Annotated in this window: 16 protein-coding genes and 1 pseudogene; 10 read left to right on the forward strand and 7 right to left on the reverse strand. The window is 59.4% G+C overall.

What is annotated here, in order from left to right; all coding sequences use genetic code 11:
• Positions 1-715 precede the first annotated feature (715 nt).
• Entirely contained in the window at positions 716-1,303 is a 588-nt protein-coding gene (locus tag QE432_RS24165) for a DUF1349 domain-containing protein (protein WP_025591391.1), read from the forward strand.
• Positions 1,304-1,329: 26 nt separating this feature from the next.
• Complete coding sequence (locus QE432_RS24170; protein ID WP_060642160.1) at positions 1,330-2,088, forward strand: SDR family oxidoreductase; 759 nt, start codon at positions 1,330-1,332, stop codon at positions 2,086-2,088.
• 446 nt (positions 2,089-2,534) lie between these two features.
• Here the strand turns inward: QE432_RS24170 and QE432_RS24175 are convergent, their stop codons facing one another.
• A complete protein-coding gene (locus QE432_RS24175; protein ID WP_112155439.1) occupies positions 2,535-3,299 on the reverse strand; it encodes an SOS response-associated peptidase family protein in 765 nt (254 codons plus the stop codon).
• A 58-nt stretch (positions 3,300-3,357) separates the two neighbouring features.
• Positions 3,358-4,410: a non-homologous end-joining DNA ligase gene (gene ligD, locus QE432_RS24180; protein ID WP_112155438.1), complete on the reverse strand. Its 1,053-nt coding sequence runs from the start codon at positions 4,408-4,410 to the stop codon at positions 3,358-3,360.
• A gap of 282 nt (positions 4,411-4,692) precedes the next feature.
• Between ligD and QE432_RS24185 the strand changes: the two genes are divergently transcribed.
• The 8 genes and pseudogenes from QE432_RS24185 (at position 4,693) to QE432_RS24220 (ending at position 14,474) form a co-directional block, all read left to right on the forward strand.
• Entirely contained in the window at positions 4,693-5,445 is a 753-nt protein-coding gene (locus QE432_RS24185) for an ImuA family protein (RefSeq protein ID WP_060642157.1), read from the forward strand.
• Positions 5,366-6,878: pseudogene (locus QE432_RS24190) on the forward strand (Y-family DNA polymerase). The gene QE432_RS24185 and the pseudogene QE432_RS24190 overlap by 80 nt, the downstream one beginning before the upstream one ends.
• On the forward strand, positions 6,875-10,132 hold the full coding sequence (locus QE432_RS24195) for an error-prone DNA polymerase (protein WP_111791076.1): 3,258 nt from the start codon (positions 6,875-6,877) through the stop codon (positions 10,130-10,132). Before QE432_RS24190 ends, QE432_RS24195 begins: the two are co-directional and overlap by 4 nt.
• Before the next feature lie 90 nt (positions 10,133-10,222).
• A complete protein-coding gene (locus QE432_RS24200) occupies positions 10,223-10,621 on the forward strand; it encodes a DUF1419 domain-containing protein (protein ID WP_112155437.1) in 399 nt (132 codons plus the stop codon).
• Positions 10,622-11,126: 505 nt separating this feature from the next.
• Positions 11,127-11,726, forward strand: coding sequence for a hypothetical protein (locus tag QE432_RS24205; RefSeq protein ID WP_112155436.1), 600 nt, complete (start codon positions 11,127-11,129; stop codon positions 11,724-11,726).
• A 432-nt stretch (positions 11,727-12,158) separates the two neighbouring features.
• Positions 12,159-13,091 carry an ArdC family protein gene (locus tag QE432_RS24210; protein WP_112155444.1) on the forward strand — a complete coding sequence of 311 codons (933 nt, stop codon included), beginning with the start codon at positions 12,159-12,161 and terminating at the stop codon, positions 13,089-13,091.
• 590 nt (positions 13,092-13,681) lie between these two features.
• Positions 13,682-13,993 (forward strand): DUF736 domain-containing protein, encoded by a 312-nt coding sequence (locus QE432_RS24215; RefSeq protein ID WP_162647916.1) that lies wholly within the window; start codon positions 13,682-13,684, stop codon positions 13,991-13,993.
• 319 nt (positions 13,994-14,312) lie between these two features.
• A complete protein-coding gene (locus QE432_RS24220; RefSeq protein WP_019565695.1) occupies positions 14,313-14,474 on the forward strand; it encodes a hypothetical protein in 162 nt (53 codons plus the stop codon).
• Between the two features lie 149 nt (positions 14,475-14,623).
• On the opposite strand, the gene QE432_RS24225 is transcribed toward QE432_RS24220, so the two are convergent.
• From QE432_RS24225 to QE432_RS24245, 5 genes are all read right to left on the reverse strand, one after another.
• Positions 14,624-14,902 (reverse strand): HU family DNA-binding protein, encoded by a 279-nt coding sequence (locus tag QE432_RS24225; protein ID WP_003517400.1) that lies wholly within the window; start codon positions 14,900-14,902, stop codon positions 14,624-14,626.
• Between the two features lie 33 nt (positions 14,903-14,935).
• On the reverse strand, positions 14,936-15,247 hold the full coding sequence (locus QE432_RS24230) for a WGR domain-containing protein (protein ID WP_112155442.1): 312 nt from the start codon (positions 15,245-15,247) through the stop codon (positions 14,936-14,938).
• 514 nt (positions 15,248-15,761) lie between these two features.
• The gene (gene traG, locus QE432_RS24235; RefSeq protein WP_112155435.1) at positions 15,762-17,681 is read right to left on the reverse strand and encodes a Ti-type conjugative transfer system protein TraG; all 1,920 of its coding nucleotides are present in this window, start codon (positions 17,679-17,681) and stop codon (positions 15,762-15,764) included.
• A complete protein-coding gene (locus QE432_RS24240) occupies positions 17,678-17,911 on the reverse strand; it encodes a conjugal transfer protein TraD (RefSeq protein ID WP_112155434.1) in 234 nt (77 codons plus the stop codon). Before QE432_RS24240 ends, traG begins: the two co-directional genes overlap by 4 nt.
• Positions 17,901-18,188 carry a TraC family protein gene (locus tag QE432_RS24245; protein ID WP_306627176.1) on the reverse strand — a complete coding sequence of 96 codons (288 nt, stop codon included), beginning with the start codon at positions 18,186-18,188 and terminating at the stop codon, positions 17,901-17,903. Before QE432_RS24245 ends, QE432_RS24240 begins: the two co-directional genes overlap by 11 nt.
• Between the last annotated feature and the right edge of the window lie 101 nt (positions 18,189-18,289).

The raw sequence follows: 18,289 nt of genomic DNA on the forward strand, positions 1-18,289 counted from the left end.
ATATCCCCGCCGCCAATCAAGGACTATGCCACGCAATCGGAAATCGTTTGCGTGGCATAGTTTATGCCAGAGGGGTGACGAACATGTCTGGCAATCTTCGCAATACATTGTCCTTCACGCAGCGCGTCGCGACTATGGCCGCGGGATCTTTTTGGGCACTGACTCATTCTCGATGATGTTTCGGATTCAATTGGTGTGATTTTCGAAGGAGAATCAGCGCCATGCGAGCCCAGTTTCGACTTCCGACCTGATCCCGGCCGGTTTGAACGTTGAATCGGTGCATGATGCCACCGACGCGATCGTTGTCACTGCGTCCGCCGGGTCAACGGACTCCATATGTCCCCACTGCGGGACCGTTTCCCTCCGGTGATCGGTGATCTGCCGTGTATGGCTCGACGGATCGAATTGCATCTGACCGTCAGGCGCTTTGTCTATAGTGCTACCAACTGCCATCGAAAGATTTTTGCCGAGCGCTTCGGTGACGGTGTGGCCTCACGCTCCCTAACGAACTTCACTGCCTCAAGCTTGTACTCGCGGCTGGACTTCCTTCGTTGCATTTATGCACTCCAGTTTCGTAGGAAGCACCTTAACTTGGTGTCCACGAAACTGGCAGCAGGACAACACTCACTTTACCAGGTTTATGATCACGGGTATCCGTTGAGTCGGGCAATAGCCCCACCAGCAGTGATGCAAGGGCAATTCCGGAGACAGTGCCGTGGACGTTAATCTCAAAGAAGCTGAGTGGCTGAATAAACCTGTAGTGTGGGAAGCCACCGAGACGGGTCTCTCTTTAACCACCGAAGCAAACACTGACTTCTGGCGTGAAACGCATTACGGCTTCACGCGCGACAGTGGCCATTTCCTAGGCGTAACGGTCGTGGATGGTTTCACAGCGAGTGTCCGCGTCCAAGGCGAATTCCGGTCGCTCTACGATCAGGCCGGTCTTATGGTGCGCATTGATGAAAATCGATGGGTGAAGTCAGGCGTTGAGTTTACAGATGGCGAACGGTTTCTCAGCACAGTCATCACCGATGGAAAATCCGACTGGTCAGTGTCCCAGCCCTTCAAGGAACTTGAAGATTTCTATATCCGGATCACATTGAAGGAAGGCACGATGCGTATTCAGGCATCCTCCAATGGGAGCATTTGGCCGTTGCTGCGGCTTGCTCCGTTTCCTAAAGTTTCCCATTATTTCGTTGGGTTGACTGCATGTACGCCTGAGCGTGGCGGACTGGATGTCCGGTTTTCGGAGTTTTCAGTCGGTGCGGCGATCACTACCGATCTCCACGACCTGTCTAGCTAGCAGCTATTTAAGAGAATTCTTCGCAAATGCCTTCTCGATCTATCGTCCTTGTAACAGGTGCCAGCAAAGGGATCGGTGCAGCAACTGCAATTGCGTTTGCGCGGGCAGGATACGATGTGTGTGTGAACTATCACTCTGACGCTGAAGGCGCATCTGCGACGGCCGAGCGTTGCGAGGCCGAAGGCGCGAAGGCAATCGCTGTTGGCGCTGATGTCTCGGATCGCAACGCGGTAAAAAATCTCTTCCGCACTTGCGATGAATTACTCGGCCCCATCGACTGCCTTGTTAATAATGCCGGGATCATCGGAGGAACGTCCACGCTCGAAAGTTTGACCGAGGGTGCCCTGCAAGCCACTTTCGCGACCAACCTTTTTGGCACGATTTATTGCCTCCAGGAAGCGATAGAGCGGATGGCGTCCGATCGTGGCGGTGCGGGTGGCTCGATTGTCAACATGTCGTCCCTCGCGGCGACGCTTGGTAGTCCAGGGGAATATGTGCATTATGCGGCTTCAAAAGGCGCGGTGGAAACACTGACGATCGGTGCCGGCAAGGAGCTTGGTTCCGTTGGAGTTCGCGTGAACGCGATCCGCGTAGGCACGACCGCGACAGATATCCACGCGCGTGAGGGCAACCCAGATCGACCCGGGAAAGTTGCCCGTGCCACCCCGTTGGGGCGCATAGCGGAGCCGGAAGACATCGCAGATGCGGCGGTCTGGCTCGCGTCACCAATGGCTAGATTTATTACCGGGACGATATTGACCGTTGCTGGCGGAATCGCACCGTGAACGCACTCACGGTTGAACTTATTTTGGTTGACGCACCGCATCGCCCGAGTCGACTCCACCTCCAATTACAGTCCGACCTTTCGGGTATTGGGAGGTGTTTTGAAAGCGACGTTGCAGTGGATCAGGCGGACGCTATCGGCGGGGTTTTCGCTTGTGGGAGATTGGCGGGGAATGTTTAGTCGAAATGCACTTCCGAACATCCAGCGTGATGTTATCCACGCGAAGGCCGACGAAATTAACCGAAAGATCAGGGAAACGGCGGCGCTACGCGATACGCTCCGTCATGTCGCCGATTGCCCGGCACCCTCACATATGGAGTGTCCGACATTTCGGCGGCTGGTGGACTTGGCGGGCAAACGTGGCGGAAAGCGCGGGAAGACTTAAACTTTGACATCGAGCAGCCACGCCTCTCGGCGCCAGTGCCGCCTGATCAGACACTACACAAATCAGTCTTGGTCAACCGGTTCGCCCGATTTCGACACGACGGTGGACCCGTACGGTTCTCGCGACGAAATAATCAGCGCCTCTTCCGGTAGTGGGCGGGCTAGATCCTTGGCTTCATTCCAGGGTGCCCGCATCCATATGTCAGTCTCCTCCTTTGTCAGAAGCAGGACAGGCATCGCTTTCTCATGGATCGGCTTAACGAGATCGTTGGGATCGGTGGTCAGAAAACCATAGAGATCGTCGGTCGTGAGTCCGTCCCGAACCTTCCGGACGCTCTTCCATTGCGGCACATGGATGCCGGCAAAAAACATCAGCGATTTCTCGTCATCGCGGGCAAACCAGGCATTGGGCACATTGCCGCCTTCCTCTCTGCTCGCCGGATCCGGTTCGGCGAAGCTGGTGACTGGGACAAGGCATCTGTGTTCGACGTCGAACCATCGCGTCCAGTGCGGGAAATTGAGCTTACGCACGTTTGTCGTGCCGCGGTCGGCCTCCATGCGGATCAACTCCTCGAGATCAAATGGCTTGCCCTTGGCCGCGAGCTTCTCGGCCTTGGCTTTGGCCGCTTTCTCCAAGGCGAAGCGAGGGGACGGTAATCCCCATCGCGCATGCACAAGCTGCTTCTTGCCGTCCGCCGTGTTGCGCACGATCGGCCCCATTTGGTCGGGGTTCATCTGATAGGCTGGCATCAGGTTGATCAGGCTTTCGGCGTCCTGAGCCCATTTGGAGACCCAGTCCTTGTCTTCCATCCGATATAGATTGCACATGGCAGCAATTCCTCCGTTGCGACCGAATGCAGTTGTGTGGTGAGTTCCGCCTGCGTCGCTAGTCGAGCTTGTAAACGTCGGCATTGTCTTGCCGTTCCCGCAAGCCTTTGTAGGAGGCATGGCGTAGCTTGCCGTCCGCCGTCCAGGCCCGGAACTCGATCTCGGCAATCAAAGTCGGCTCGACCCAAACGATGTCTGCCTTTTCGGCATAGGGAACAGGCGGCTGCTTCCGTTTCCAGCGCAGCTTGTCGAGCATCTTGCGCAGCCTGTTCATCTCGGCTTGCCTGAAGCCCGTCCCGACGTTCCCGACATGAACGAGCTCGTCACCGCGATAGGCAGCAAGCACCAGAGAGCCGAAGCCGCCGGACGATGCCGTCGATGGCTCGTAGCCAACAACCATGAAGGCTTCGCTCTTAACGCACTTGATCTTGACCCAGTCGCCGGTCCGGCCGGAGCGATAGGGTTGATCCAATTGCTTGCCGACGATGCCCTCGAGGCCAAGGCTGCCAACGTGTTCCAGCAGGATCGCGGGATCGGCGTCAATGGTTTCCGAAAGGCGGATCGCGCCGTCGTGCCCCTTCAGCGTATCCTCGAGATGATGCCGGCGCGAACGGTACTCCACGTTGCGCAGGTCATGGCCGTCGAGATAAATAAGATCGAACGCGTAGAGGATGGCGTCCGAAGCTCGGTTGCCAGCCGTCTTTCCAGACGCACCCAACGATTTCTGCAGCAGCCCGAAATCCGGCCGCCCTTCATCGTCAAGCGCAACCGCCTCGCCATCAATGATCATCGTTGCCGGACCAAGCGCCCGGGCAGCCTGCTCGATCGCCGGAAACCGGTGCGTCCAGTCATGGCCACCACGCGTGAGGATGCGGACCCCTGTCGGCTCGATATGGATAGCGAGGCGATAGCCATCCCATTTCAGCTCCCAGCTCCATTGGTCGCCTTGTGGAGGGTGCGCCTTCAATTGGGCGAGCGCCGGCTCGACGCGATCGGGCATCGGATCAAACAGCAGCTGTGGCTGTGCGGGATTGCGCTTCCGACGCGGCTTTGACCGTAGCGGAGCTTCGGTATCACGAAGGAGCGGCTTTGATCTCGGTGGCTTCGTCATGCAAACGAGTTCAGCACGAAAACCTTAAGAAGATTGTGACGCCGTTCATCTATCCCCGCTATCCACCGTTTTGAACCCGACGGACGCAAGGGCCGCAAAAATTTCTGTTTTCCCTTACCTCCTTGAATCCTTTTCGAATCTTCGACTTTGCTAATACTGGGATAATATTCCTCAACCATGTGGTGCTTGACTCTTTTGCATTACGAGAACAAACAATGAACATATAGCCCGTACGACATAATGTCGATCCTTTGAACACGACCTTGAAGGGAGCCGTGAACGATGACTGCTGCCCGTCAGAGGGTGATTTGCGACTTGCGAGACCGCATCGCGTCGATGGAAGGGGTATCCGCGAAGCGGGCCGGAACACTTTCTTTTGGCGTTTCCGAGATCGATGCGGCCTTGCCTGGCGGGGGCCTCGCCTATGGCGCGCTGCACGAGTTTGCAGGCGGTGGCTCCGGTACTGTCGATGGTGCAGCGGCCGCCCTTTGTGTTGCCGGCATTGCCGCACGAACAAAAGGCCCCGTCATCTGGTGTCTGACGCGGCCGGATCTTTTTTTTCCAGCTCTTGCCCATGTGGGTCTGCATCCCGACCGCGTCATCTTTGTTGAATCCGACAAGGAAGAGGATGTACTGGCCAATATGGAGGAGGGCCTTTCCTTCGGCGGACTTGGTGCCGTCGTCGGTGAACTTGTTCGCCTGCCTATGGTCAGTTCCCGCCGCCTGCAGCTTGCAGCCGAGCGAACCGGGACCATGGCGCTCGCGGTCCGCCGATGGCGGCGACAGACGGAGGCCAATGACTTTGGGCAGCCGACGGCCTCGACCACGCGGTGGCGTGTCAGCGTGATGCCGTCAGAGGAGTTGCCGGTACCGGGGGTGGGCAGGCCTCAATGGTTTCTGGAATTGATGCGCGTGAAAGCGGGTGAGTGTGCTGAGTTTCTCGTGAGGGCGTGCGATGACAAGGGTCGTCTCGATCTATCTTCCGGATCTGCCGACGGATCGCATTCGTCGGGCCGATCCGTCTATTCCGCCTGAACAGCCAATCGCCGTGATCGCGAGAAGCGGTTCGAAGCGATGGGTGTCTGCCGCCGATCCGGCTGCCAGAAAGGCGGGCGTGCATGCCGGCATGGCGGCGGCAAAGGCGCAGTCGCTGTTTCGCGGCCTGATGCTGGTTGACGCAGATTCGCAAGCCGATCAAGCCGCGCTGGAGCGCATCACGCACTGGGCGCTGACGATCTATTCGCCGATCGTCGCCGTCGACGGGATTGATGGTATCGTCATGGATACGGAAGGCGCCGATCATCTGCAGGGTGGTGAACTGCCGATGGTGACGAAGATCGCCAACCAGTTTCTTGCCCGAAAACTGACGGCGCGCGTGGCGGTTGCCGACAGCTGGGGTGCTGCCCATGCTTGCGCCCGCGCAATCAATCGCGAAACGATTGTCGTTCCTCCGGGCGAGACGGCCCGTGCCGTCGAAAAACTACCGATTTCGCTTCTGCGCCTGCCGTCAAAGATCGTCTCTGATCTGCGCATTCTCGGTTTCCAGACAATCGGCGAGCTTGCCAACACCCCGCGGGCCTCGCTGACATTGCGCTTCGGTCCGGAAGTCGGTCGCCGTCTCGACCAGATGCTCTGTCGTGTCGCCGAGCCGATCGAGCCCATCCGGACCGCAGAGCTGGTTGAAGTCTCCAAGGCCTTTGCCGAACCGATCGGGGCAGTCGAAACAATCAATAAATATGTTGGCCGTCTGGTCGTGCAACTCGTTGACGAACTCCAGAAGCGCGGGCTTGGCGTTCGCCGTGCCGACCTGATCGTCGAGAAGGTCGATGGCACGAGACAGGCCATCCGCGCCGGAACCGCCAGGCCCCGCCCGCGATGTCGCCTGGCTGACAAAACTGTTTCGGGACCGGACGGAAAAGATCGAGCCGGGCTTCGGGATCGAAAAGCTGATCCTGCTCGCCGTTATAGCCGAGTCTCTCGAGGAGGCTCAGAAAGCCTCTGCTCTGGTCGAGGATGAGGTCACTGATGTCACGCCGCTGATCGACCTCTATGGAAACCGGGGGCAGAGGGTCTATCGCGTCGCACCGGTCGCCTCCGATGTGCCGGAACGCTCTGTCCAGCGCATCAGCCCCGTCGCCGAACCGATCGCCGTTGCCTGGGTCAGCCATTGGCGCCGCCCCGTTCGTCTCTTGCCGAGACCTGAGTTGATCGAGGCGATCGCGCTGATGCCGGACCGGCCCCCAGTCTCCATCGTCTGGCGTGGCAAACGCCGCAAGGTCAAACGTGCCGACGGCCCCGAACGCATTTTCGGGGAATGGTGGCAGCGAGATGCCGAAATGGACGCCGTGCGCGACTATTTCGTCATCGAGGACGAATCCGGTGAGCGTCTTTGGGTGTTCCGCTCCGGCGACGGTATTAATCCGGAAACCGGGTCACACCGCTGGTTCTGCCACGGGATATTCGCATGAGCTATGCCGAGCTCCAGGTCACGACACATTTTTCGTTTCTGCGTGGTGCCTCGTCGGCGCAGGAGTTATTTGATACTGCAAAACTCCTTGGGATCAGTGCGATCGGCGTCGTCGATCGCAATTCGCTCGCAGGCATCGTCCGCGCCCTTGAAGCATCCCGCGCGACAGGTCTCCGCCTTGTCGTTGGCTGTCGCCTCGACCTCGCCGACGGTATGTCGTTGCTGGTCTATCCGATGGATCGTCCGGCATATTCGCGGCTGACCCGGCTCATCACGCTTGGCAAGTCGCGCGGCGGCAAGAACAACTGCATTCTGCACTGGGACGATGTCATGGCTTACTCGGAAGGCATGATCGGCATTCTGGTGCCGGATCTGCCGGACGCCACATGCGCCGCGCAGCTTCGCAAGTTGGCGCACGTTTTTGGTGATCGAGCCTATGTATCGCTGTGCCTGCGCCGGCGACCCAACGACCAGATGCGGCTCCATGAGATTTCCAACATGGCGGCACGGTTCAGGGTCAAAACCGTCGTCACCAATGACGTGCTGTTTCATGAGCCGGGTCGGCGGCAGTTGCAGGACATCGTTACCTGCATCAGGCACAATACCACGATCGATGACGTCGGCTTCGAGCGAGAGCGTCATGCCGACCGATATCTGAAGCCTCCGGAAGAAATGGCTCGCCTATTTCCACGTTATCCGGAGGCCCTGGCGCGAACCATGGAGATCGTGCGGCGCTGCACGTTTTCTCTCGAGGAGCTAACCTATCAATATCCGGAAGAAGCTATCGTGCCGGGCAAGGATGCCCAAGCCTCGCTTGAGCATTATGTCTGGGAATGCGCGCCTGACCGCTATCCGGAAGGGCTGCCGCCCGACGTCTTGAAAACCGTACGGCATGAGCTCGATCTCATCCGCACCATGAAATATGCGCCGTATTTTCTGACGGTGTTTTCGATCGTGCGCTTTGCAAGAAGCCAGAGCATTCTCTGCCAGGGCAGGGGATCGGCGGCCAACAGCGCCGTCTGCTATATTCTCGGCATTACCTCTATCGATCCCTCGACCAACGACCTTCTCTTCGAGCGCTTCGTCAGCCAGGAACGCGACGAACCGCCGGATATCGATGTCGACTTCGAGCATGAGCGGCGCGAGGAGGTCATCCAATGGATCTACAAGACCTACCGACATGACAAGGCAGCCCTCTGCGCCACCGTTACGCGGTATCGTGCCAAGGGAGCGATCCGCGATGTCGGCAAGGCGCTCGGCCTGCCGGAAGACGTGATCAAGGCGCTATCATCAGGCATGTGGTCCTGGTCGGAGGAAGTGCCCGACCGAAATATCCGGGAACTCAACCTCAACCCCGACGACCGGCGCTTAGCGCTCACCCTGAAACTGGCGCAGCAGCTGATGGGTGCGCCACGCCACCTTGGCCAGCATCCAGGAGGATTTGTCCTCACCCATGACCGGCTGGACGATCTCGTGCCGATCGAGCCGGCAACGATGAAGGACCGCCAGATCATCGAATGGGACAAGGATGACGTCGAGGCGCTGAAGTTCATGAAGGTAGATGTGCTCGCACTCGGCATGCTCACCTGCATGGCAAAGGCGTTTCATCTCATCCGTGAGGATAAGGGCGAGGATCTCGATCTGTCTACGATCCAGCAGGAAGACGCAGCCACCTACGCAATGATCCGAAAAGCCGATACGCTCGGGACCTTCCAGATCGAAAGCCGCGCGCAGATGGCGATGTTGCCGCGCCTGAAACCCCGCACCTTCTACGATCTGGTCGTGCAGGTGGCGATCGTCCGGCCCGGTCCTATCCAGGGCGACATGGTGCACCCCTATCTTCGCCGCCGCGAAGGCAAGGAGCCGGTCGAGTATCCCACACCCGAGCTTGAGGCCGTGCTCGGCAAGACGCTGGGCGTGCCGCTGTTTCAGGAGAGCGCCATGCGCGTCGCCATGGTCTGCGCCGGTTTTACCGGTGGCGAGGCCGACCAGCTGCGCAAGTCGATGGCCACCTTCAAGTTCACCGGCGGGGTCTCCCGCTTCAAGGAAAAACTCGTCTCCGGCATGGTCAAGAACGGTTATTCGGCGGAGTTCGCCGAAAAGACCTTTTCCCAGCTCGAAGGTTTCGGCAGCTACGGTTTTCCGGAAAGTCACGCGGCATCTTTTGCGCTGATCGCCTATGCATCGAACTACATCAAATGCCATTATCCGGATGTCTTTTGTGCCGCCCTTCTCAACAGTCAGCCGATGGGTTTTTATGCGCCCGCCCAGATCGTCGGCGATGCGATCAAGCATGGCGTCGAGGTGCGACCCGTGTGCGTCAACCGCTCGCGCTGGGACTGCACGCTGGAAAAGATCGGCAGCACCAATCGGCATGCTGTCCGGCTTGGGTTTCGGCAGGTGAAGGGACTGGCTGTCGCTGACGCAGCGCGGATCGTGACGGCACGCATGAATAGTCCTTTCTTATCCGTCGATGACATGTGGCGCCGGTCCAGCGTGCCGACGGAGGCCCTTGTCCAGCTGGCAGAGGCCGATGCCTTTCTGCCATCGCTCAAACTCGAGAGGCGCGACGCGCTCTGGGCCATCAAGGCGCTGCGTGATGAGCCATTGCCGTTGTTTGCCGCCGCGACTGAGCGCGAGATGGCGGCAATCGCTGAGCAGCAGGAGCCGGAGGTCGCCCTTCGGCAGATGACGGACGGGCACAACGTCATCGAAGATTACAGCCATACGGGCTTGACGCTACGGCAGCATCCGGTTGCGTTCCTGCGCAGGGACCTGTCGGCACGCAACATCATCCCTTGTGCGGAGGCGATGAATGCTCGGGATGGGCGATGGGTTTATACTGCAGGTTTGGTGCTGGTGCGCCAGAAGCCCGGGTCGGCCAAGGGTGTCATGTTCATCACCATCGAGGACGAAACAGGCCCTGCCAACATCGTCGTCTGGCCGTCACTGTTCGAGAAGCGCAGGAGCGTGGTGCTCGGATCCTCGATGATGGCAATCAATGGGCGGATTCAGCGGGAAGGGGAGGTCGTGCACCTCGTCGCGCAGCAACTATTCGATCTGTCAGGCGATCTCGTTGGCCTGGCCGATCGGGATGTCGAATTCAGGCTGCCAACGGGGCGAGGCGATGAGTTTGCCCATGGGGGCGGTGGGCCGGACTCTCGCGATCGGCCGAGGCCGGTCGTCCCGCGGGATATGTTCACGCCTGATCTTCATATCGATACGCTGAAGGTGAAGAGCAGGAATTTTCAGTGATTTTTCGCTATCCCGGGAGCCGCGCCGCTTGGCGTCCCTCGAGGGCCCCCGCAGCATTTTTTGGGAAAACAGTAGAGTTGGCGTGCAGCCATGGGTGCCACATCAGCGCGATCATTACCGAACGAGGCTGAGCATGTATGGGAGTGGGACGACAGCGCGCTCTACAGCGGCGAATGGTTCGAGATCGCCGACGCATCCCACGACTACACGTTTGAGATACTGCCGCCGCTCTCGATCAAGGCCGGGATATTCGCCATGCGCGAATTCCCGAACGGTTTGGTCACCAGCATCCTCTTCTCTCTGCCGGTCGACGGGTGCCTCTGGCACTTCCGCGGTTATTGCGACCTGGCCGACAAGAGCTCGCCCGAACGCATGCAAAGCGCTGTCATCGAAAGCGAATCCAGGCCCTCCCTTGTGATGAAGCACGACGAGAAGCTGGAACATATTTGGTCGCGCACTGCGGACGATTGTCTCGGTTATGCGGCATAATTCCTCCGTCGATGGACTTTCGTGAACGCTCGCGCGACAGGAGGATGCAATCGCATCATTGCGTGCCCGTGGACATCTGCCGGGTGGCTTAGGCCAAACGGGACCACGAGCCGATAGTGACGTCGGCGGTTGTGATGACTGTGCAAGCTGCGGCTTGGACGTTGGATCGGCGCGGCCTGGCGCAGGTCTAGCGTGGTTTCCTCTCAGCTTCGGCATCCGAGGTTTGCCTCTGGCCGTTCCGTCCTTCGGTTTCGTGGCGTCTGAACCGGCGCCCGTTCGGTTCAAGGCCGCTGTCGCGCCGCGGGGCGGCCGGTCATGCCGCTCTCGACAAAGCAGGCACGCGGGCTTCGCAAGGGCTTGTCACCCCTGCTTGACCGCCTGCCTGCTTCGCTCGATCTGGCCTGCCCGGGCCCTGATCCGCCCGGATTGCGCCTGTTCCTTTCGACCGCACCGAAGGACAGAGCGGCCAGGGGGCCGACACTTCGGCGAAGCAAAGGAGACCACCATGGCAAAGTCAGCAACCCAATCCCGTCAATCAACCCGCCAATCCGCCCGCGTCGTGCCGCTGCGCAGAGGCGCCACCCTCGAAATGGTCCGCCTTTCATGCCCCGATGAAACACAGGCGCTTCGGATCGCCGAAAGCTTCGGGATCGCCATTGTCGACAGCGATGGCATCCGTGGCATGCACGAGCGCCTGATCGTCGAAACCGCCACCGCACTTTCCGATGGCCTTGGCGACCGGGCGATGCAGATCCATCTGCAGCGCATCGTCGGGGCCTATGTCGGATCGGCCCATGGCGCCGGCCAGTTCTACTCCCGCGCCGTCACCGAGGCGCGGAACGCCACCGCCAAGAGCGCTGCGGATGCCCGCGACGACGATCTCGACGGTCCGGTCGGCTATGAGAGCGCCGCCCAGCGCAAGCGCGAATTCGCAGCCGACATGGGCATCCAGGCACATGCGCTCAGAATGGCGGCCGTCGGCGCTGTCGCAGCCTATGAGCAGGTGGTAGGCGAAACATGGAAGCCCTTCGACCGGCCGGTCGAAAATCCCGGCCAGACGCTCGACCGCAAGGCGGCAGCCGTCCAGCTGTCAGCCTTCGAATAACAACCATCACGGCGGGGCTCCGGCCCCGCCTTTGTTCACGTCGACGAAGGTGTCCTGTTCTCGTCAGCTCGAAGTAACGAGGGCCTGTGCCGGCCACCGCCTTCGGATCAACGACGGGACGCGACTTCAATGCGTCGACAGAAGGTCCCAACCTCAACCGCGCCGTTGCTAAGATTCCGTCGGCTGCCGTGCGGCAGAAAGTGGTCTTGCTGGCGAAGCCCTTGCATTGGCTGCGGATGAAGATCGGTAATCTGTCCATTGCTACCCCGTTCCGCCTTCGGTCTGCCGGGCCGAGGGTCTCGCGCAAGGGCTTCGCCCTCCTTCACGTTGTTACGGCGCGTTCCGCGTGCGCTCATCCCTGATCTCCCCGGCTTTTGACCGACGTGACGGGGTCGCGATGGTCGCGACCTCCGAAAACGGAGGTTGAAGGATATGAAAAGAAAAGGGCAGGGCGAGCGCGCCGATCTCTATGCGCGGATCACCGACAGGATCGTTGCGGATCTGGAAAAAGGCGTCCGTCCGTGGATGAAGCCCTGGTCGGCCGCAAACACGACCGGACGGATCACCCGGCCGCTGCGCCACAACGGCGAAGCCTATAGCGGTCTCAACGTGCTGCTGTTGTGGTCGGAGAGCACAGCGAGGGGCTATGTCTCGCCGACATGGATGACGTTCAAACAGGCCTTGCAGCTGGATGGAGCTGTTCGCAAGGGCGAGACCGGAACGACGGTCATCTATGCAAGCCGCTTCACCAAGTCGGAGGCCGACAGCAATGGCGGCGAGGTGGAGCGCGATATTCCGTTCCTTAAATCGTACACGGTGTTCAACGTGGCGCAGATCGACGGCCTGCCTGACCACTATCATGGCGTACCCGAACCGCTCCTGAGCCCGATCGAGCGCATCGGTCACGCCGACGAGTTCTTCCGCAATACCGGCGCAGTCATTCGGCACGGCGGCAACCAGGCATACTATTCTCCGGCCATGGACTATATCCAGATGCCACCGTTCGAAGCCTTCCGCGATGCCGCCGGGTATGCGGCAGTCCTCAGCCATGAGGCGACCCACTGGACGGCGGCAGAACATCGCGTGGGACGCGACCTGTCGCGCTATGCCAAGGACCGGACGGAGCGCGCGCGGGAAGAACTCATTGCCGAACTTGGCAGTTGCTTCCTCTGCGCTGACCTCGGTATCGCGCCGGAACTTGAGCCGCGGCCGGATCACGCGTCCTATCTGCAGTCATGGCTCTCGGTGCTGGCCAACGACAAACGTGCAATTTTCCAGGCGGCCGCGCATGCGCAGCGGGCGGTCAATTATCTCCACGGTCTTCAGCCAAGGGCGGATGCCTGCGCGACGAGGGACGCAGTGTAATAGCGCCCCTCTCATTTTAGCGCGTCCTTTGGTACTGCTCCCAAAATCTGAATCCGGGCAGCGCGGATTGACCGTTCGGGAGGAAAGCGAAGGCGATCTTGTGCCGTGCGGACGCGAGCCAGTTTTGCTGCGACTGGCCCTAATGCGTCCTGCATCAGCAACAGGTCATTCTTGCGGATACGAGCAAGCATGGGCGACATGTGCCCGATCGAAAACCGGAGCCGCCATCGACACGGAAAGTTCGGCGACGCTCACCGGACTTGTCGCATTGGCCCGGCAATGCCCAAACGATCGATGTGGCCATTGCTGCCATCCATTCGGGCATAGGAAGTGGGCGCGGCCAACGCGGCCTCGATTTGACATGTCTGATCGAAGAGCGGCTCCGCCTCGATCGTTCTCCCGCAACGGCATCGCCCCCTTTCTTCCCCTGCGACCTGCGTTCGCATTCCTCGCGGTCCAAGAAAGCCGTCTCCCGCCGCCCTCCATTGCATTCCGGTCCCTTAAGGATGCGGTCCGATCGTCCCCGATCAAATCGACAGTCATCGAGGACGCGATGGTCGCGGCCCGATCAAACCGAAAGGATCACGACAATGGCAGTCATCGGCGAATTCACCACCAACGGCAACACCATCCTCGGCCACGTACGCACTCTGACGGTCTCCATGAAGGCCCGCCTGAACCCGATCGAACGCACATCCCGCGACGCTCCCGACTTTCGGATCATGTCCGGAGCGGCCGAAGTCGGCGCCGCCTGGAGCCAGGTTTCCGGCGACGGAGAGCCCTACATCTCGGTCAAGCTCGACGATCCGAGCTTTCCGGCCCCGATCAATGCGGCACTTTGGCCGAACGAGAGGGAAGGCGACTATACGTTGGTCTGGAACCGCCCGAAGCGCGACGCCTGATCAAAGACGAAGCCCAGCCGGAAACGGCGGGGCTTTTCCCTTGTTCAAACCAAGAAGGAACCGGGCATCTAGCCCGCTTCTTCTTCTGGTCGCGATACGGAGAGGCGGGGTCTGCTCAGAGTGACCAATCGTGCCGCGAGCAAATGCCGGCCTCAAGGACTTCGCGTGGCCCCCCGATTTTGCTTCCGCTCCGGTTCCCTGCGCTTCAACAAAACCGGCACCCCACTCGCCGCCTCTGGCGGTCGCCGACGCGATCCCTGACCCCGTCATTTCCTCACGCCCCGCGGCGTCATCTTTCTCAAACGTCAAGGAGATGACGATGCTACTGGAACAACATATCGAAGAACTGCGCGCCGAGATGAACCATTGCCACCCAGACGAGCGTCGCCAGATTGCCGCGGAGCTGGAACTGGCTCTGGCCGAACTGGCCGTTATCATGGCCGAGCAGGACGGTTCCGTTGACGCCGTGCCGCCCTTCTGAGGGTGGCATATACCCGCAATGCTGCCACCACCGTCCGATTGCCATCGAGATCGAGATCAGCTTAAGCGTGATGGCAAGCAGCGCCGATGACGCTGCGCCGTCTGCCTTTGGCGGCTCCCCCCTGATGACCCCGCTTACCGCGGTGCGGCTCACTTGTTCAGCACATCTTTCAGTGCTTTGGCAGGCTGGAACGTAAGCTTCTTCGCAGCGGCAACCTTGATGGTGGCGCCGGTTGCCGGATTGCGAGCCTCACGCTCCGGGGTATCCTTGATCTTGAACTTGCCGAATCCCGGGATAGATGTTTCCGCTCCGGACGTGGCTGCCGTCGTGATCGACGCGAAGACGGTTTCGACGATCGATTTCGCCTGGGCTTTGGTCAGGTTCTGTTCGGATGCGATCTTTTCGGCGATTTCATTGGTTGTGGTCATGACGGTTTCCTCGTTAAAGACGGGAAAACCCTTTCAGGCGATCGCGACGTTGTCATGCGGCGTTGTCCTTAGAGTGGCGCTCCTGCAGGGGTTTCCACAGCTTCTTGCCGGTTGATAGCCCCTTTTGCGCTTCTGCAGTAACAATTCGAGAAAGCGCGATATCGCATCATTCTCATTGCCGAACACCTCGGTCATCTCCCCGCCAGCCTTGCCGATCCGTCCCCAGCTTCGCACGACGGCTATTTCGCCAAAAAGGGTTGGCCGGATCGCAAGCGCGTAATATCGGGCCATGTTCCTGTTGGCGTCGATCCTCTGGCAATAAAGCTGGTAGTGGTGTGTTCCCATCCCCGCATGATCGGCGATGCTCGCGATCTGGTCCAACGAGACTTATGAATCGAAAGGTCGCTTCCGATTCATTTCTGTGATGGATGCCTGTTGCGGTTTCGGCAGTGTCCGATCATCCTCACGGGATCAAGCTTCCCGGTCTGAACGGTACGTCCGGGCGCGATCGTCGAGGTGAACACAGCCGGTAAATCAGATGGCGAGCTGTCCTCGCTTTCAATCGTCAGTCGGTCCATGTTCAGGCATCGCACGTTTTCGAAAAAGGAGGATCAAATGGCATCCATTGCGGCGACCGCGACGACTACGATACAGGAGCATCTGTCATCTACACTGGAGAGGCACTAGGACGGGTTGAGCTAGCACATCGTCAATTCTTCGGTGTCCATGCTCATCCTTCAACGAGACACAACGACCTGATCGAAGCGCTAGAACGCGATCGACGCGGCACTGGCGCTGATGAAGGCAACGAAATGGCCAATGGAAGCCGAATACGGTCCGCAAGAAAACGCCTGAGCCGTCAAGGTCCCAGCTTGGCAAACCTGTTGGGCTTGGCGTGCATATCCATGTCCTTCCGCCTGAAATAGATCGCCCGTCCGCAGCGGATCGGACTGTGGCCCTGGACGATAATGATCTGCTCGTCCTTGCGCATCGATTGTGTGATTTCGTGCGGCATGATCAGCGGCCGGCGCTGGAAATTGATGTTTTCTGATTTCCGCGATGCGCTGTTTTTCGTACCCCAGCCGAGATTGCGAGAACTGCCTTTGACTTCGACAGTCATTTCTCCACATTGGGCAGAGACGTTGCGGGCGGTATCCAGTGCCTTGATCGCGGCGTAACTCGCGAAAGCGCAGCCGTCGATCCACGACACCGCACCGTCTTTTCCGAAGTGCCGTTCCAGTTGCCCGACGGACTGGTACATCAGCATCATGCTAACGCCATACTTGCGACCGCGATCGCGCGCCTCTTCAAGCACGCGCATGTAGCCAAGCAGATCGACTTCGTCCAAAATGAATAACGCTCGCCTCGTGAACGCACCATCCGCTTCGATCATCGCGTTGATCAGCGAGCCGATGATCACCCGACCGATACCGGGATAGGACCGCAGGATCGATGCGGGGATGTTAATAAAGACGTCTTTCTTTCCGCCAGCGATCTCGCTCGATTTGAACGTGTTGCCGCAAACCAGTGCCGCGTAATTATCGAGCGACAGCCATTGCGTATCCTTCGATGCCGTCGAATAGACGCCTGAGAATGTTTGCTCAGTCATGTTAACAAAGACGCCGAGCGTTTCACGGATGAAGGCGGACGCGGAGTGTTCCTGTACGTCGCGTAGCATGGCGAGCACGGAGGTTTCCGGCTCGGAGACGATCTGGCGCAGGCTGCGCAGGTTTCGCCGTCCTGCATATTCCGGTGACAGCATCACATGCGCCAGAAGACCAGTCAGTAGATTGTGCGCCTGCGATTGGAAGTAAGAGCCAGTCGACGATTCGAAGCGCAAGCTTTCCGAGAGTAACATGTGCGCGGTGCCGACAATGTCCTCTTCCTTTTTTAGCGAGTGCTCGATGCCGTCGAGCACGTTAAATCCCATGACCGGATTTGCCGGATCGAGCACCACAACCTCTCGGTCGAGTTTATCTCTTCGGTGGTCAACGACCATCGGGGCCACCTCGGTGGACGGATCCAGGCAAATGAGGGGACCCGTATATCTGAGCGCCGTCGGCACGACGTTGCTGGTGGTCTTGAAGCCACCGGAGCCCGCGAAGAAAAGCATGTGAGTCGAATCGAAATCCTGGGCGTAGGTCAGCAGCGGGGCTTTGCCACCGCGTCCCCAGGTGGCCGGATCGTTCGGATCGAACGGCAACTCATGGACGAGTTCCTTGTCGACCCTGTAGCGCTCGCCGATGACGATTTCGCCATCATCGGGAAACAGCCGTGCCGCCGCCGACATCGGCAGCCAGTCTGCATCTCCGAATGTTCCGCGCCTGGCGCGCGTCACCTGTTCGGGCACGACGCTGGAGATGCGCGCCGCGACCGCGGCCGCCATGAATCCCATCGCTGCGCCAACGACCGCAATCATGTCGACGAATGATAGCGCCTGATCCCAGGTCAGCACACCGCTCTCTACGAGCGGCTGAAGCCGCCCGAACTCGCGCATCCCGTAAAAGCCGGCCATCAGGAGAAAGCAGAGAAAGCTTGCCAATGCCACGGGCCTTCGCCGATGGAGGGGCAGCGCCCAGACCGCCAGCAGTCCAGCCAGCGGCCCGAACAAAAGGACGGGCACCGGTGACGCCCGAAGGAACCAGTATTGCGTCTTGCCTGTGATGCCGGTCGCCAATTCAGGCCAACGCCAGTGGGCGACGTAAAAGGAAAATCCGGTGACGGCGATGGGAATGATGATAAGCAAAAGGCTCGGATGCTGTTTGGCATTTCCCTTCATTCCGCCACCTTCAAAAAGCGTTCTAACCCGCCGTTGGATACCGCATCTCTGAAGGCCAGCTCTCCGATATCGCACAGACGCCGATGTTCAGGTGTCCCCGGCACGACCCGCTTCATTTCGAGAAGCCCGCCAAGCAGGAAAGCCCGATCGGCGTTCGACAGGCCCGCGCGAACGACAATGTCGCCGAGCAAGAACTTTTCTCTCGCTCCCTTCTTTCGGTCAGCTGTCATGTGGAGCCTCCGTTTCCGAACCAGTCGCTCCATTTGCCTGTCCACGCGGCGAAGCAGGTGAGCCAGCGGCCTGCTTCTTCTCGCCGTTGCGAAATCGCGCTGCGATCTCGTCGAAGATGCGATCCACCTCCTCATCAGCGATCTCCATCTCTGCCAGTCCCGACTTCGTTGCCGCACTCGCGAAACGATCAGCTGATTTTACTATTAAAGTTTTTCTTCGTTCGCGAAGCTTCTCGATTTGAGCATCAATATCCATGAGCGCAGGCTTAGTGGCCATAGGCAAGTCCTTTCAACGTCTTTGGAAATTTTCATTCAGTCATTTAACTGACTAGAAAATGGTAGTCAAAAGCGCTACCGTACACAAGCCCCCAAACGTCG

This window comes from Agrobacterium sp. SORGH_AS_0745, assembly GCF_030818995.1.
Classification (GTDB): Bacteria; Pseudomonadota; Alphaproteobacteria; order Rhizobiales; family Rhizobiaceae; genus Agrobacterium; species Agrobacterium tumefaciens.